Below are 13,153 nucleotides of genomic sequence, written 5' to 3' on the forward strand. Positions count from 1 at the left end.
GCCCGTGGCGCCTCCGGCGCGGGCTCGGGCCGTGTTCCGGCGCGTCATACGGCGTCCGCTCGATCCCTTGGGTGTGGGTAGGACGCTCAAGGCCGAACAAGGGATCAACCGGCGACGGTATCACCTTTCCAGAACGGGCTTGGCGGTTCGCGCATCGGGCAGCCGCGCATCCCTTCTCTCCGCCCGGCGTGGGAAGCGGCCCGCGCCCGATCCCGCCGAGCCTACCCCTCGGCGGGGCTGCGGTAGGGCAGCGGAGAGGCTTGCGCGAAGCGCGGCAGGTCGTCGGGACCGAGCGCCCAGGGCAGCGCCTCGCAGGTCCAGACATGCATCTCCGGCCGGATCGCGGCCGGATCGTCGAGGGTCGCGAGCGGGATGCCGATGCGCGGGGCGTCGCGCGGCTCGAGGAACAGGCGCGTGCCGCAGCGCGGGCAGAAGTGCCGGTAGAGGCGCTCCGAGCTGCGCCAGCGCGCGGTCGTGCCCTGCCAGGAGAGGTCGCGCCGGGCGAACTGGGCCTGGGCCAGGAACGGGGCCGCGGTGGCGGCGCGACAGGTCGTGCAATGGCAGATGCGGGCGCCGAGCGTGGGGGCGGTGGCGCAGTAGCGCACCGCCCCGCAGAGGCAGCCGCCGCGATAGGGCGGCGGCGCATTGCGGGTGTAGGGCATCGTATCGCCGAATCCGTCCGCGCGGGGCCCGTGGTCGAAGGTCTCGCCGGCCTGTCCGAGGACGAGCCGGGTGATTTCTCTTAAGCCGTTCCCGGCGCCCGACCAAGAGCGGCAAGGGTTCCGGGCAAGGGCTCCGGGCTTGGCGACGGGGGCGCCCTATTCCTCGGCCGGGGGCGCCGCCGGCGCGGCGGCCGGGGCCTTCGCGGCGGGCTTCGCCGCCGGCTTGGCGGCCGTTCCGGTGGTGCCGGTGGTGCCGGGCGCCGCGCCCGCGGTCGTGGCGGGCTTCGGTGCCCACTCGGCATCGGCGCGGGGGCCGCCGGGGCCGTTGGTCGGACCGGTGAGCTGGCCGGGCGCCACGTCGGTCACGCGGTTCCAGGTCTGCGAGCCGCACAGGATCGCCAGCATGCAGCCGCGCACCGAGAGTTCGGTCGGCTGCTCGGTCCAGATCGAGACGTCGTAGAACTTGCCCTCCTCGGCGTTGTAGATCTTGCCCTCGAAGCGGCCGTCCGCGTTCGGCTTCAGGCCCATGATGAGCTGGTGGCCGAGGGAGGGGCGGGTCTGCTTCTTCGGATCCGGGTTCTTGAAGTCGACGCGCGGCTGACCCTTGTCGTTGAGCGGGACCTTCAGCCAGACCGCGTAGCCGCAGACGTTCTTCTCCTGCGGGCCGCACTTCTCGATGCGGATGCGGGCGCGCCCGTCCTCGGTGAGCCAGGTGCCGCTCGGATCGGCGGGAGCCGCGGCCTGAGCGAGGCCCGAGAGCGACGAGAGCGCCGAGAGCGCGATGAGCGGCGCGGCCATGCGTGCGCCGACAGCGCCGACCAGTCGAAACGTCATACGAAAACTCCTATCGCACCCCGCCGCCCCGCGGCGCCGGAGGACGCGGCCGACCGGCGCGCTCCTCCTCTCGAAATTCCGCCATCGTCCGCGAAGGTGACCGGATCATGACCGAGCCGCGGCGGCCGGGCCCGAATTCACCGGCCCGGCCGCCGGGGTACGATCGCGGGACGCGGGGCCCGGGCGGCTTGCAGAAGCCCCCGGCGGCTTGCCTAAGCCTCCGGCGGCTTGCCGCAGGCCGGGCCCGCGCCGATAACCGGCGCCCGCGGCCCGCCGCCCGCTCCGCCCGAGACACCATGGTCGTCCGCTCCCGCCCGAACTTCCTGGCCATCCTGTTCACCCTGCAGGGCTCGATCCTGCCCCAAGTGGCGCCGAAGGTGCTCGGGATCGCGGCGGTGGCCTTCGCGGTCGTGGCGGCGGAGCGGCGCTGGCCGGAGCCCTTCCCGACCTCGGCCGGCATCGGCCCCTTCACGCTGATCGGGCTCGCCCTGTCGATCTTCCTCAGCTTCCGCAACAACAGCTGCTACGACCGCTGGTGGGAGGGCCGGAAGGCCTGGGGTGGGCTCGTCACGGAGGTGCGTGGTCTTGCCCGCGCCCTGCCGGCCGTGCTGCCGGGCCCCGGCGAGGCGGAGCTGCGGCGGCGCTGCCTCCGGCGCGTCGCGGGCTTCGCCCACGGGCTGCACGCGCGGCTGCGAGGGCTCGACGAGGCCGCCGCCGCCGCGCCCTGGCTGCCGGCGGACGAGGCCGCATCCCTCGCGCGGCGCCCGAGCCCCACCGATGCGGTGCTGGGCGCCCTCACCCGCGACCTCGCCGAGGCGATGCGGCGGGGCCTGCTCGGCGAGGTGGTGTTCGGCGTCCTGGAGCACAGGATCGCGGCGCTGTCGGGCGTCCACACCGCCTGCGAGCGCATCCAGGGCACGCCGCTGCCCTTCGCCTACACGCTCCTCCTCTACCGGACGGCCTGGCTCTACTGCCTGCTCCTGCCTTTCGGCCTCGCGGCGACGCTCGGCTGGGCGACGCCGATCGCGGCGGCGCTCGTCGCCTACACGTTCTTCGGCCTCGACGCGCTCGGGGACGAACTGGAGGAGCCGTTCGGCACCGATGCGAACGACCTGCCGCTCGACGCGCTCCTGCGCGCGGTCGACGGCATCGTCCTCGACGCGCTGGGCGAGCCGGTGCCGCCGCCGCTGGAGCCGCAGGATGCCGTGCTGCGCTGAGCGGCCAGCGCGGTTCGCGTCATCCCGGACGAGCGAAAGGGCCGACGCGCGGGGGCGCCGGCCCTTCCCGGTACGCGCCGGCGTCGCGCGGGTTACTCGGCGGCGCTCATCTCGGCGGTGAAGTGGCCGCACCAATCCTGCGCGGCGACGACCGGCCAGAGGCCCTTCGATTCGGGGGCCGGCTGGGTGACCGGCGGGTTGAAGCGGCACAGGCCCTCGTCGGCGGCAGGGGCGCCGCCGTTGAGCGTGTGCTCGTCGAAGAAGCGGCAGCTGGCGCAGGCGGCGTTGTCGGTGGCGGCCATGTCGATCGGTCTCCGTAGAGGGGGGGGTGGGCGGGCTGGCCCGGGGTCGTGTCGCAGTTCTTAATTAGAACAACTCCAATGAAGGGGTCAACCGACGGTTCTGGGTGCCGCCCGGCTCCGCCTCACGTTTCGGTGCGCTGTTGCAGGCCTGCCCGTTGACGTGAGGCGCCGCGACGGCCAAGCTCGGTTTCGACGGTTCCCCTCGGGGATCAAAAGGGAACGCGGTGAGGGTTCGATCCCGAATCCGCGGCTGCCCCCGCAACTGTGAGCGGCGAGCCCTCCATCAGCACGTCACTGGGTGCCCGGCACCTGGGAAGACGATGGAGGGCGGCGACCCGCGAGCCAGGAGACCTGCCGTCAGCCGTGGTCACACGCGAAGCGCGTCGGGCGGGGTGTCCTGGCGGGTGCCGGGTTGCGCGCCGAACACGCGTGCAGGCCGTCCTCGTTCGCGGTGACGTGCCACTTGCCGAGCGCGTCCGCCTTCCGCCATGACACAATCCTTCGAGCTCCCGCGCGCCCCGGCGCGCAGATCCGCCGCGCCGCCTCGCGCGGCCCGCACCCTCTCGATCCTGCTTGCTTATGGTTGCCTCGAGGAGGCCCGCGCCCAGGAGAGCGTCACCCTCGACACGCTGACGGTGGCGGGCTCGGGGCTCGCCCCGGCCGGCCTGAACCTGCGCACACCCGACCGCGGCGCGAGCCGCCTCGGGCTCACCCCCCTGGAGACGCCCGCGAGCGTCGACGTCATCGCGGGCGAGACCGCGCGCCTGCGCGGGCAGGACACGATCGCGGACGCCGTGACGCAGGACGCCACCGGCATCACCAGCATCGCCTCGCCGGGCAACGGCAACGGCGCCTTCACGTCGCGCGGCTTCGCCGGCCCGAACTCGATCCAGCAACTCTACGACGGCACCCGCCTCTACGTGGGTGCGGGCACCGTCACCTTCCCGTTCGACACCTGGAACGTGGAGCGCATCGAGGTGCTGCGCGGGCCGGCCTCCGTGCTCTACGGCGACGGCGCCATCGGCGGCGTGATCAATGTCGTCCCGAAGAAGCCGACCTTCACGGCGGTCAACGAGGCCCGCGCGGTCGTCGGCACCGACGGGGTGGCCCGCCTCGCCCTCGATTCCGGCGGCGCGATCGGCCAGGCCGAGTTCGGCAACACCTTCGCCTACCGGCTGAACGTCAGCGGCAACCGCGCCGATGGCTGGATCCGCCCGGTCGGCGATTTCCGCAATCTCGCGGTCTCGGCCGCGCTCCTGTTCCAGCCGAGCCCCGACCTCGCCGTCACGCTCTCCCACGATCTCGGCTACCAGGAGCCCGCCCGCTACTGGGGCACGCCGCTGGTCGAGGGACGCATCACCGATCTCGTCCGCTTCAGGAACTACAACATCCTGGATCCGAAGGTCACCTGGGCCGACAACTGGACGCAGTTGAAGACGGAGTGGACGCCGTCGGCCGACGTCACCATCCGCAACACGGCCTATCGTCTCACCAGCCGACGCCACTGGCTCGACGTGGAGCAGTACGCCTTCAATCGCGGGACGGGCCTCGTCGACCGGAGCGACTACCTGGAGATCTACCACAGCCAGGAACAGGTCGGTAACCGCTTCGACGCGGCGTTCAAGGGCAGCCTGTTCGGATTCCGCAACGAGTTCCTGGCCGGCTTCGACGTGAACCACATCGACTTCCGCCACACCAACAACTTCTTCTTCGACAAGTCCGACAGCGTGCCGCTCGTCGGCGGCTCGCTCGGGCTGTTCCCGCCGGAGGGCCGAGCCACGCCGGCCTATGCGACGCGCACGACCCAGGCCTCCGTCTTCGCCGAGGACCGGCTGATCCTCACCGACCGGCTTTCGTTCCTCACGGGCGTGCGCTTCGACGCGCCGACGCTCCAGCGCGAGGACCTGCGCTCGGGGGCGCAGTTCGAGCGCACCTACAGGGCGCTCGGCTATCGCTTCGGGCTGGTCTACAACCCGACGCCGGACAGCGCGCTCTATGCCCAGTACAGCTTCGCCACCGACCCCGTGAACAGCCTCATCACGCTGTCGCAATCGCTCGCCGGCTTCCGGCTCGCCACGGGCGACCAGGTCGAGATCGGCGCCAAGGGACTGGCCTTCGACGGCGCGCTCGAGTGGACGATCGCCGGCTACCGCATCGTCAAGAACAACCTGATCTCGGCGGTGCCGGGACAACCCACTCTGTCGACGCAGGTCGGCCGGCAATCCTCGCAGGGCTTCGAGCTGGCGCTCGGCTGGCGCGTCGCTCCCGGCTGGCGGCTCGACGGCAACCTCGCCCTGCTGCACGCCCAGTACGATTCCTTCAGCCAGAACGTGAACGGGACCGCGATCTCCTACGCCGGCAACCAGCCGATCGACGTGCCGGAGCGCGTCGCGAATCTCTGGCTCACCTGGGACGCGCTCCGGGACTGGACCGCACGCATCGGCCTGCAGAACGTCGGCCCGGTCTACACAGACTTCAGCAACACCGCCCGGCGGCCGGCCTACACCCTCGTCAACGTCGTGCTCGATCACCCGGTCACGGCGGATTCGCGCCTGAGCCTTCGCGTCTACAATCTGTTCGACAAGGTCTACGCCATCAGCGGCAACGCGGTGGGCGGCGTCGGGACCAACTGGCTCCTCGGGCGCCCGCGCTCGTTCGAACTCGCCTACACGACCGCCTTCTGAGCCCGCGATGCGCCGCCTCCTCAAGCCGGCCCGGCGATGGCTGATCCTCGGCCATCGCTGGCTCGGCATCGGCACCGGCCTGTTCTTCGTCGCCTGGCTCCTGTTCGGCCTCGTGATGATGTACGTGCCCTTTCCCGGTCTCACCGAGGCGGAGCGCCTGGCGCGCCTCGCGCCCATCGCCTTCGAGGGCGTGGCGGTCGCGCCCGACGCCGCGCTCGCCCGCGGCGGCCTCGGCACGCCCCGCGCCCTCGCCCTCGAGATGCGGGGGGACGAGCCGGTCTACCGCGTCGTCGCGGCGGACGGGACGCCCCGCACCCTCTCGGCGCGCACCGGCGCCGCGATGCCGCCGCTGACCGAGGCGGGAGCGCTCGCGCTGGCTCGGCGCCTCGGGGCCGGCCCGGAGGCCTCCGTCTCGACGCTCGGGCGCGACCAGTGGACAGTGCACGGGCGCTACGACCCGCACCGGCCCCTGCGCCGCGTCGCCCTGGCGGACCCGGCCGGCACCGAGCTCTACCTCTCGAGCGTCACCGGCGCCCTGGTGCTGGAGACGACGCGCCGGGAGCGCGCCTGGAACTGGCTCGGCGCGGTGCCGCACTGGCTCTACCCGACGCCCCTGCGCGCCCGGGGCGATCTCTGGCGCGAGACCGTCCTGTGGGTCTCGGGTCTCGGCATGGCGGGCGCCGCGAGCGGGCTCGTCCTCGGCATCTGGCGCCTGCGGGCGCGGTGGCGCTACCCGTCCGGCGCGGTCACGCCCTATCGCGGGCCGGCGCGCTGGCATCACCTGTTCGGCCTCGTCGGGGGGCTCGGACTCCTGACCTTCGTGGCGAGCGGCTGGCTCTCGATGAACCCGAACCGGTGGTTCTCGGGAAGCGCGCCGCCCGAGAGCCTGCGGGCGGGCCTCGCCGGGGCGGCCGACCGCCCGCTGCCCGATCGCGCGGCGCTGCTGGCGGCGAGCCCGCCCGGCACGGTCGCCCTGCGCCTCGTGCGTCTCGGCGGCCGCGCGCACCTCGTCGCGAGCGATGCCCTGGGCCGGCGCAGCGTGACGCCGCCGCTCGCGGAGGGCGAGATCCCGGCGGCCGCGCCCGGCCTTCTGGCCGGCGCGGCGCTCGTCCGCGCCGAGCGGCTCACCGAGTACGACGCCTACTGGTACGCGCACCACGAGGCGAGGGCGCTGCCCGTGCTGCGCCTCGTCCTCGACGACCCGGCGGCGACCTGGGTTCACGTCGATGCCGTGACGGGGGACGTCCTCGAACGCCTCGACCGGAGCGGACGGATCAACCGGTGGCTGTTCGCGGCCCTTCACCGGCTCGACCTGCCGCTGCTGATCGGGCACCGCCCCGCCTGGGACCTCGCGCTCGGTTCGCTCACGGCCCTCGCACTCGTGGTGGCGCTCACCGGCACGGTGCTGGGCTGGCGGCGCCTGCGGCGGCGGCCGCCCGGATCCTCTCTCCCACACCGGAGAGGGCGCGCGCCGCGCCTCAGGCTGCGCCCGGCTGCTCGATCTTCTCGCGGGCCGCGGTGAAGCGCACCACGCGCTGCGCGGTGACGACCGACAGGTCCTGGAAGGCCTGGAAGGCGCTCTGCAGATCCTCGGTGGAGGGTGGGCGTCCCGTCCGGCTCGTCAGGAACAGCTTCAGGGTCTTCCACCCGAACCGGACCGAGCGCACCAGGAACAGGAGCGGATCGGCGCTCGCGGCCTCGTAGGCGTTGACCGCCATGCCGGTCGGCACGCCGGCGACCCGCGCGAGCGCCACCAGCGCGCAGGTGACCTCGCCGGTGGTCAACCAGGTCTGCACCGCCGTCTCGTCGAGGCCCGATCTCGCCCGCTGCGCCACCGCGACCTCGGCGGGGGTCAGGTCGGGCGGGGGCCTCGTCAGGCCCGTGGCGATCGCGAGCGTCGCCTGTCCGGCGGCGCTCTCGCCGAACTCGCCCGCCAGCGAGGCCCGCGCCCGCGTCGCCGCGATGGCGACGAGCTGCGCCATCTGCGCCTCCGGCACGTCGACGCGGGCGGTGAGCACCCGGTTCAGCTCGGCGTCGTCGCGGGCCCTGGTCGCCAGGATCTGGAAGCCGCCCTGCGAGAAGCGGGCGCCCCGGTTGCCGGCGACGTCCCGCACCACCTGGTCGTCGCCGCGCGTGACGATGACGTCCGTGACGACCTCCGCCAGCACCCGGCGCCGCGAGATCGCGCGCAGGTGGCACTGGTCGCCCCGGCTCGCGATCTGCACGAGGTCGTCGTCCTCGAGGCGCTCGGAGCGCTCGAGCACCGGGCCGGCCACCGCGACCGAGGGGTCGAAGGCGAGGTCGCGGACGACGCGGCGCGGCGCGTTCGGGATGTCGGCGAGCGTCGCGGAGAGCTCCGCGCGCGCCTTCGTCTCGATGTCGCGGGATAGCCGGATGATGACTTCGTCGAAGGCACCGATCTGCGCCTCGTTGAGCCGCGCCGCCTGCTCGGTGAACAGGCCGGTCATCTGGCGCAGCATGCCCATGCGCTTGGCGGGGTCCCCGCTCGCGATCGCACCCTCGACGTCGGCCACAATGGTATTGAGCGCAATCATTTCAAAAATCCGGCGGCGGCAACGATAATCTGAGCCCTAAGCTTTCAAAATGGTGAAAAACATCAAATTGATCCGCCACTCGCGATCAACAATGGTCGAGGGAAAAGCACAGCGACAACAGACCGTTAATCGTGACGGCCGGCCGGAACCGTGAGCGCCGGATCGGTACGGGAATGCACCGAGGCGACGTTTCCGCGCCGGGTCGGCCCCGGGCGGCCCGGACAGGCAGCGGAGAGGCGGGACGGCAGGATGTGGAGAGGATTGCGCGGGCAAGACCTGCTAGGGTCGCGCTCCCGGCCCTCACCCCATGCGAAGCAGGTCACCCAAAGATGCGAACCATCCTCTACGCCGATGGCGGCTGCGATCCCAATCCCGGACCGGGCGGCTGGGGCGTCGTGATCTCGGGCCCGGACGGGCCGGTCGAGCTGTGCGGCGGCGAGGCCGGCACCACCAACAACCGCATGGAGCTGACCGCGGCGATCCGGGCACTGGAGCAGTTCCCCGAAGGCGCGCAGATCGAGATGCGCTGCGACAGCCAGTACGTCGTCCGGTCGGTGACGGAGTGGATGCGCGGCTGGAAGGCCAAGGGCTGGCGCACCACCACGGGCGCGGTGAAGAACGTCGACCTGATGAAGCGCCTCGACGAACTCGCCGCCCGCCGCGACGTGCGCTGGACCTGGGTGCGGGGCCATGCGGGCGACCCGCTGAACGAGCGGGCCGACCGCCTCGCCGCGCAGGGACGCCGCGAGGCGCGGGGCGAGGTGCGCGGCGAGGCGCGCGGCATGCCGCCGAAGCCGGCGCCCGCGACGGTGGAGGCGAGGCCGGCGGCTCCCGCGCCTTCCGCCGCGCCCGCCGCGCCGGCGCCGGGTCCCCGCACGGCGCCCGTGGCGATCGATGCCGCCCTCGGGCTCGAGGTCTCGCGGGCGGCCAAGCGCGCCGGGGTGACGGCCTCGGCCTTCACCGAGGAGGCGCTCCGGCTCGTCCTGGCGCTCGGCCCCGAGGAGGCCGCGCGCCTGCGCGCCCGCCTCGGCGTGAGCGCCGCCTCGGCGGCCTGACCTTGGGTCTCGTGATCGATTCAATAAGTGAGAGCACGCTGCGAAAAGCCGTTGCCGCTTTTTCGCAGCGTGCTCTGAGGCCGGGCGCCAGCCGCTCAGGCGGCGCGGTCGATGGCCTCGGCCAGCGTGCGGGTCATCTCGGCGATCTGATCCGCCTCGACGATCAGCGGCGGCGACAGCGCGATGATGTCGCCGGTGACGCGGATCAGGAGACCGCGCTCGAAGCAGTCGACGAACACCTCGTAGGCCCGGGCGCCGGGCGCGTCCGGGCGGGACTCGAGTTCGATGCCCGCCACGAGGCCGATGGTGCGGATGTCGATCACGTTCCGGCGCCCGCGCAGGTCGTGCATGGCGCTCGCCCATTCCCCGGCCAGGGCGGCGCCGCGGGTGAGCAGGCCCTCCTCGGCGTAGATCGCGAGCGTTGCGAGGCCCGCCGCGCAGGCGAGCGGGTGGCCCGAGTAGGTGTAGCCGTGGAACAGCTCGATGGCGCCCTCGGGGCCCCGCATCAGGGCGTCGTGGACCTGCCGGCTCGCGAAGACCGCGCCCATCGGCACGGTGCCGTTGGTCAGGCCCTTGGCGGTGGTGACGAGGTCGGGCGTGACGCCGAAATAGTCGGTGGCGAAGGGGGTGCCGAGGCGGCCGAAGCCGGTGATCACCTCGTCGAAGATCAGCAGGATGCCGTGCCGGGTGCAGATCTCGCGCAGGCGCTCGAGATAGCCCTTCGGCGGGACCAGCACCCCGGTCGAGCCCGCCACCGGCTCGACGATGCAGGCCGCGATGGTCTCGGCCCCGTGCAGCGCCACGAGCCGCTCGAGATCGTCGGCGAGCTCCGCGCCGTGCTCGGGCTGGCCCTTCACGAAGCTGTTGCGGGCCGGGTCGTGGGTGTGGCGCAGGTGGTCGACCCCGGGCAGCTGCGTGAAGGCGCGCCGGTTGTTGACGAGGCCGCCCACCGAGATGCCCCCGAAGCCGACCCCGTGATAGCCGCGCTCGCGCCCGATCAGCCGGGTGCGGGTGCCCTGCCCGATCGCCCGCTGGTAGGCGAGCGCGATCTTGAGCGCCGTGTCGACGGATTCCGAGCCCGAGCCCGTGAAGAACACCCGGTCGAGCCCGGCCTGCGCGCCGCCCGGCGCCACGGCGGCCAGCGCCTCCGCGAAGGCGAAGGCGGCGGGATGGCCCATCTGGAAGGAGGGCGCGAAGTCGAGGGTGAGGAGCTGGCGCTCCACCGCCTCGGCGATGGGGCGGCGGCCGTGGCCGGCATTGACGCACCAGAGCCCGGCGGTGCCGTCGAGGATCCGGCGCCCGTCGTCGCTCGTGTAGTGCATCCCCTCCGCCGAGGCGAGGAGGCGCGGGGCCGCCTTGAACTGGCGGTTGGCCGTGAACGGCATCCAGTAGGCGTCGAGGCCCGGGGCGTTCTTCAGGGGCGATGCGGTCATGGTCGGGACGTTCCTTGTCGGCGCGTTCACGGCGGGCACCTCGGGCGGCGGCCGGGCCGATGCCCGCACAGGGACCGGTTTCGGTGCCCGCAACAAGTCCTTTTCTGCGCCCCGCCAAGCCGTTGATCGCGCTCGCACCGTCGGCTATCTGTTGCCGGATCCGAAACACCCGCAACGGGGAGGTCGGCGATGAGCGTCGATGTCGGCGCGCGCCTGCGCCACCTGCGCGACCTGCACGGCCTGTCCCAGCGGGCTCTGGCCAAGCGCGCGGGGGTCACGAATTCGACGATCTCGCTGATCGAGTCGAACCAGATGAACCCGTCGGTGGGCGCCCTGAAGCGCATCCTCGACGGGGTCCCGATCGGCCTGTCGGACTTCTTCGCCCTCGCCCCCGAGCGGCCGCGCCGGGCCTTCTACGCGGCGGACGAGCTGACCGAGATCGGCAAGGGCCGGATCTCCTTCCGGCAGGTCGGCGAGAGCCTGTTCGGGCGCGCGCTCCAGATCCTGAGGGAGCGCTACGAGCCTGGGGCCGATACGGGCCGGGTCCCCCTCGTGCACGAGGGCGAGGAGGGCGGCATCGTGCTGAGCGGGAGGCTCGAGGTGACGGTGGACGCGGACCGGCGCATCCTCGGCCCCGGGGATGCCTATTACTTCGAGAGCCGGCTCCCGCACCGCTTCCGCTGCGTCGGCGCCGAGCCCTGCGAGGTCGTCAGCGCCTGCACGCCGCCGACCTTCTGAGCGGCCCGGGGCCAGCGGGCGACGCGGCCGCGCCGCTCAGAAGAGGCGGTTGTGCGGCGGCCCCTCGCAGGCCTTGTGGGCATGGCCCGTCCGCTCGAGCTCGTTGACGCGCCCGAGCGCGATGTAGGCGCGCAGCCGCGTCAGGTGGAGCATGGCCTCGCGCCGGTCCGCGTCGTCCGGTTCGGAAACGGCGGAGCGCTCCAGCGCGCGCAGATCATCCTTGATGCGATCCCAGCCCTGTCGCGCCCTGTCGAGGTCAGAATACATGCGCCGCCTCCTCGGAGAACTGGGTCAATCTTGGCTGTTATTCCTTGGGCAAGACGTCTTGTCGCAGCTTCGCCCCTAGCTCAATCACAGGCAGTTTTCCAGCCTCATATTTCGGCATTTTCATGAATGGCCGCGCTTGGTCCAGATCTCGACGGGCGCTAGATCGTACAGGCGCGGACGGAGGCGCCGTCCGCGGAGACCAGGTCCGCGCCGAGGCCCTCCGTCACGGCCAGCGCGCGCGACAGGGCCGCCGGCCTCGCCCGCATCCAGAGGCAGAGCAGGTAGAAGGCCGCGAGCCTCAGGACGGGCGCGGCGAGGGTCGGCTGGGGCGAGGCAGGCATGGCAAGTCTCCCGGTTACGATGCCGGGAACTCGCGGCAACGAAGGGCGGGGTTACCGCGCTGGCGATCGATCGGGTGCATCCGCGCACGCGTCCGGCCGCGCGGATCACGCGCATCTCTCGTGTGATCAGGGCCGGCGCGCATCGCGGTCACGAGGACGAGGGTCGAGGCGATCCGCGATGCCGGCTATTCCGAAGCGCTCGCGGCCGGGCGATGATGCAGCTGGAGGAACCGGCATGCACGACAACGGCGACGACCGCACCGACGCCCATCACGGGCACGACGACCACGCGCACGGCACCGTCTCGGGCGAGCGCTGGAAGCACGACGGCGTCCGGGTGATCCCGGGCGACCGGCTCGACCCCAACACCGCCCAGACGCCCGGCATGTTCCGCCAGGCCGCCATCAACGCGGCCCGCGTCGGCGCGCAGAAGATCTGGGCCGGCACGGTGGCGATCGAGCCCGACGCCAAGACCGGCGTGCACCACCACGGGGCGCTCGAGAGCGTGATCTACGTGGTCTCGGGGCGGGCCCGCATGCGCTGGGGCGAGCGGCTCGAATACGTGGCCGAGGCCGGGCCCGGCGACTTCATCTTCGTGCCGCCCTACGTGCCGCACCAGGAGATCAACGCCTCGACCGACGAGCCGCTGCACTGCGTGCTGGTGCGCTCGGACAACGAGGCGGTGGTGGTCAACCTGCCCGACGTCGAGGCGGCCGAGGCTCCTGAGACCGTCTACTGGGTCGACCCGATCCACAAGCACCCCTGAGCTGCACACGGCGCGGACGAGCCGGGGCCGCCGCCTGCATCGCGGCGCCTCCCCGCGGCCATCCCCGGTTTCCGCCGCGACCGTGAGGGTATCGGGACGGTCCGGGGGCCCCGACCGGCGCCTGCGACTGACCCTGGTCGTTGCGTCGCGGTGCCGGCTCTCCGGGCAGCGGTCGCGTGCTGAGTGCCCGGCAAATCGTCCGAGGCGGGCGGTCATGGCAGGCCGGTGATGTCCGGCGTCACCCTTTCCGGACCGAGCCCGAGAGTGGGGCTGCCGTCTCCACCCTCAGGGACCTTATG

At 72.6% G+C, this 13,153-nt stretch carries 13 protein-coding genes and 1 riboswitch; of the genes, 6 read left to right on the forward strand and 7 right to left on the reverse strand.

The genetic code is table 11. The features are described from left to right. Window positions 1–221: 221 nt before the first annotated feature. Together WDW90_RS08175 and WDW90_RS08180 are read right to left on the reverse strand one after the other, a co-directional pair. Window positions 222–662, reverse strand: coding sequence for a GFA family protein (locus tag WDW90_RS08175; protein WP_336486889.1), 441 nt, complete (start codon window positions 660–662; stop codon window positions 222–224). A 156-nt stretch (window positions 663–818) separates the two neighbouring features. Then, window positions 819–1,496, reverse strand: a complete 678-nt coding sequence (locus tag WDW90_RS08180; protein WP_336486890.1) for a DUF2147 domain-containing protein — start codon at window positions 1,494–1,496, stop codon at window positions 819–821. Between the two features lie 296 nt (window positions 1,497–1,792). On the opposite strand from WDW90_RS08180, the gene WDW90_RS08185 reads away from it, so the two are divergent. Then, window positions 1,793–2,713 (forward strand): bestrophin family protein, encoded by a 921-nt coding sequence (locus WDW90_RS08185; protein ID WP_336486891.1) that lies wholly within the window; start codon window positions 1,793–1,795, stop codon window positions 2,711–2,713. A 92-nt stretch (window positions 2,714–2,805) separates the two neighbouring features. Here WDW90_RS08185 and WDW90_RS08190 read toward each other — a convergent pair whose 3' ends face one another. Continuing rightward, a complete protein-coding gene (locus WDW90_RS08190; RefSeq protein ID WP_336486892.1) occupies window positions 2,806–3,015 on the reverse strand; it encodes a hypothetical protein in 210 nt (69 codons plus the stop codon). A 176-nt stretch (window positions 3,016–3,191) separates the two neighbouring features. Further along, window positions 3,192–3,388, forward strand: a riboswitch (cobalamin riboswitch). Between the two features lie 115 nt (window positions 3,389–3,503). On the opposite strand from WDW90_RS08190, the gene WDW90_RS08195 reads away from it, so the two are divergent. Next, window positions 3,504–5,699, forward strand: a complete 2,196-nt coding sequence (locus WDW90_RS08195) for a TonB-dependent receptor (protein WP_336486893.1) — start codon at window positions 3,504–3,506, stop codon at window positions 5,697–5,699. A 7-nt stretch (window positions 5,700–5,706) separates the two neighbouring features. After that, complete coding sequence (locus WDW90_RS08200; protein ID WP_336486894.1) at window positions 5,707–7,221, forward strand: PepSY domain-containing protein; 1,515 nt, start codon at window positions 5,707–5,709, stop codon at window positions 7,219–7,221. Here WDW90_RS08200 and WDW90_RS08205 read toward each other — a convergent pair. Further along, a complete protein-coding gene (locus tag WDW90_RS08205) occupies window positions 7,178–8,254 on the reverse strand; it encodes a DUF2336 domain-containing protein (protein ID WP_336486895.1) in 1,077 nt (358 codons plus the stop codon). The genes WDW90_RS08200 and WDW90_RS08205 overlap by 44 nt on opposite strands. 329 nt (window positions 8,255–8,583) lie before the next feature. On the opposite strand from WDW90_RS08205, the gene rnhA reads away from it, so the two are divergent. Further along, complete coding sequence (rnhA, locus tag WDW90_RS08210; RefSeq protein ID WP_336486896.1) at window positions 8,584–9,309, forward strand: ribonuclease HI; 726 nt, start codon at window positions 8,584–8,586, stop codon at window positions 9,307–9,309. Between the two features lie 95 nt (window positions 9,310–9,404). On the opposite strand, the gene aptA is transcribed toward rnhA, so the two are convergent. After that, window positions 9,405–10,742, reverse strand: a complete 1,338-nt coding sequence (aptA, locus tag WDW90_RS08215; protein WP_336486898.1) for an omega-aminotransferase AptA — start codon at window positions 10,740–10,742, stop codon at window positions 9,405–9,407. Between the two features lie 189 nt (window positions 10,743–10,931). On the opposite strand from aptA, the gene WDW90_RS08220 reads away from it, so the two are divergent. Then, entirely contained in the window at window positions 10,932–11,480 is a 549-nt protein-coding gene (locus WDW90_RS08220; RefSeq protein ID WP_336486899.1) for a cupin domain-containing protein, read from the forward strand. Window positions 11,481–11,516: 36 nt separating this feature from the next. Here WDW90_RS08220 and WDW90_RS08225 read toward each other — a convergent pair whose 3' ends face one another. Beyond that, a complete protein-coding gene (locus tag WDW90_RS08225) occupies window positions 11,517–11,747 on the reverse strand; it encodes a hypothetical protein (protein ID WP_336486900.1) in 231 nt (76 codons plus the stop codon). A 158-nt stretch (window positions 11,748–11,905) separates the two neighbouring features. After that, a complete protein-coding gene (locus tag WDW90_RS08230; RefSeq protein WP_336486901.1) occupies window positions 11,906–12,088 on the reverse strand; it encodes a hypothetical protein in 183 nt (60 codons plus the stop codon). A 235-nt stretch (window positions 12,089–12,323) separates the two neighbouring features. Here WDW90_RS08230 and WDW90_RS08235 point away from each other — a divergent pair, with 235 nt between their 5' ends. Then, window positions 12,324–12,854 carry a cupin domain-containing protein gene (locus WDW90_RS08235; RefSeq protein ID WP_336486903.1) on the forward strand — a complete coding sequence of 177 codons (531 nt, stop codon included), beginning with the start codon at window positions 12,324–12,326 and terminating at the stop codon, window positions 12,852–12,854. Window positions 12,855–13,153 lie beyond the last annotated feature (299 nt).

Source organism: Methylobacterium nigriterrae (assembly GCF_037106235.1).
Lineage (GTDB): Bacteria > Pseudomonadota > Alphaproteobacteria > Rhizobiales > Beijerinckiaceae > Methylobacterium > Methylobacterium nigriterrae.

What these genes read in the sequence shown, in the direction of transcription:
- WDW90_RS08175 (WP_336486889.1), bottom strand. Translation starts at nt 662, where the DNA reads ATGCCCTACACCCGCAATGCGCCGCCGCCCTATCGCGGCGGCTGCCTC.
- WDW90_RS08180 (WP_336486890.1), bottom strand. Translation starts at nt 1,496, where the DNA reads ATGACGTTTCGACTGGTCGGCGCTGTCGGCGCACGCATGGCCGCGCCG.
- WDW90_RS08185 (WP_336486891.1), top strand. Translation starts at nt 1,793, where the DNA reads ATGGTCGTCCGCTCCCGCCCGAACTTCCTGGCCATCCTGTTCACCCTG.
- WDW90_RS08190 (WP_336486892.1), bottom strand. Translation starts at nt 3,015, where the DNA reads ATGGCCGCCACCGACAACGCCGCCTGCGCCAGCTGCCGCTTCTTCGAC.
- WDW90_RS08195 (WP_336486893.1), top strand. Translation starts at nt 3,504, where the DNA reads ATGACACAATCCTTCGAGCTCCCGCGCGCCCCGGCGCGCAGATCCGCC.
- WDW90_RS08200 (WP_336486894.1), top strand. Translation starts at nt 5,707, where the DNA reads ATGCGCCGCCTCCTCAAGCCGGCCCGGCGATGGCTGATCCTCGGCCAT.
- WDW90_RS08205 (WP_336486895.1), bottom strand. Translation starts at nt 8,254, where the DNA reads ATGATTGCGCTCAATACCATTGTGGCCGACGTCGAGGGTGCGATCGCG.
- rnhA (WP_336486896.1), top strand. Translation starts at nt 8,584, where the DNA reads ATGCGAACCATCCTCTACGCCGATGGCGGCTGCGATCCCAATCCCGGA.
- aptA (WP_336486898.1), bottom strand. Translation starts at nt 10,742, where the DNA reads ATGACCGCATCGCCCCTGAAGAACGCCCCGGGCCTCGACGCCTACTGG.
- WDW90_RS08220 (WP_336486899.1), top strand. Translation starts at nt 10,932, where the DNA reads ATGAGCGTCGATGTCGGCGCGCGCCTGCGCCACCTGCGCGACCTGCAC.
- WDW90_RS08225 (WP_336486900.1), bottom strand. Translation starts at nt 11,747, where the DNA reads ATGTATTCTGACCTCGACAGGGCGCGACAGGGCTGGGATCGCATCAAG.
- WDW90_RS08230 (WP_336486901.1), bottom strand. Translation starts at nt 12,088, where the DNA reads ATGCCTGCCTCGCCCCAGCCGACCCTCGCCGCGCCCGTCCTGAGGCTC.
- WDW90_RS08235 (WP_336486903.1), top strand. Translation starts at nt 12,324, where the DNA reads ATGCACGACAACGGCGACGACCGCACCGACGCCCATCACGGGCACGAC.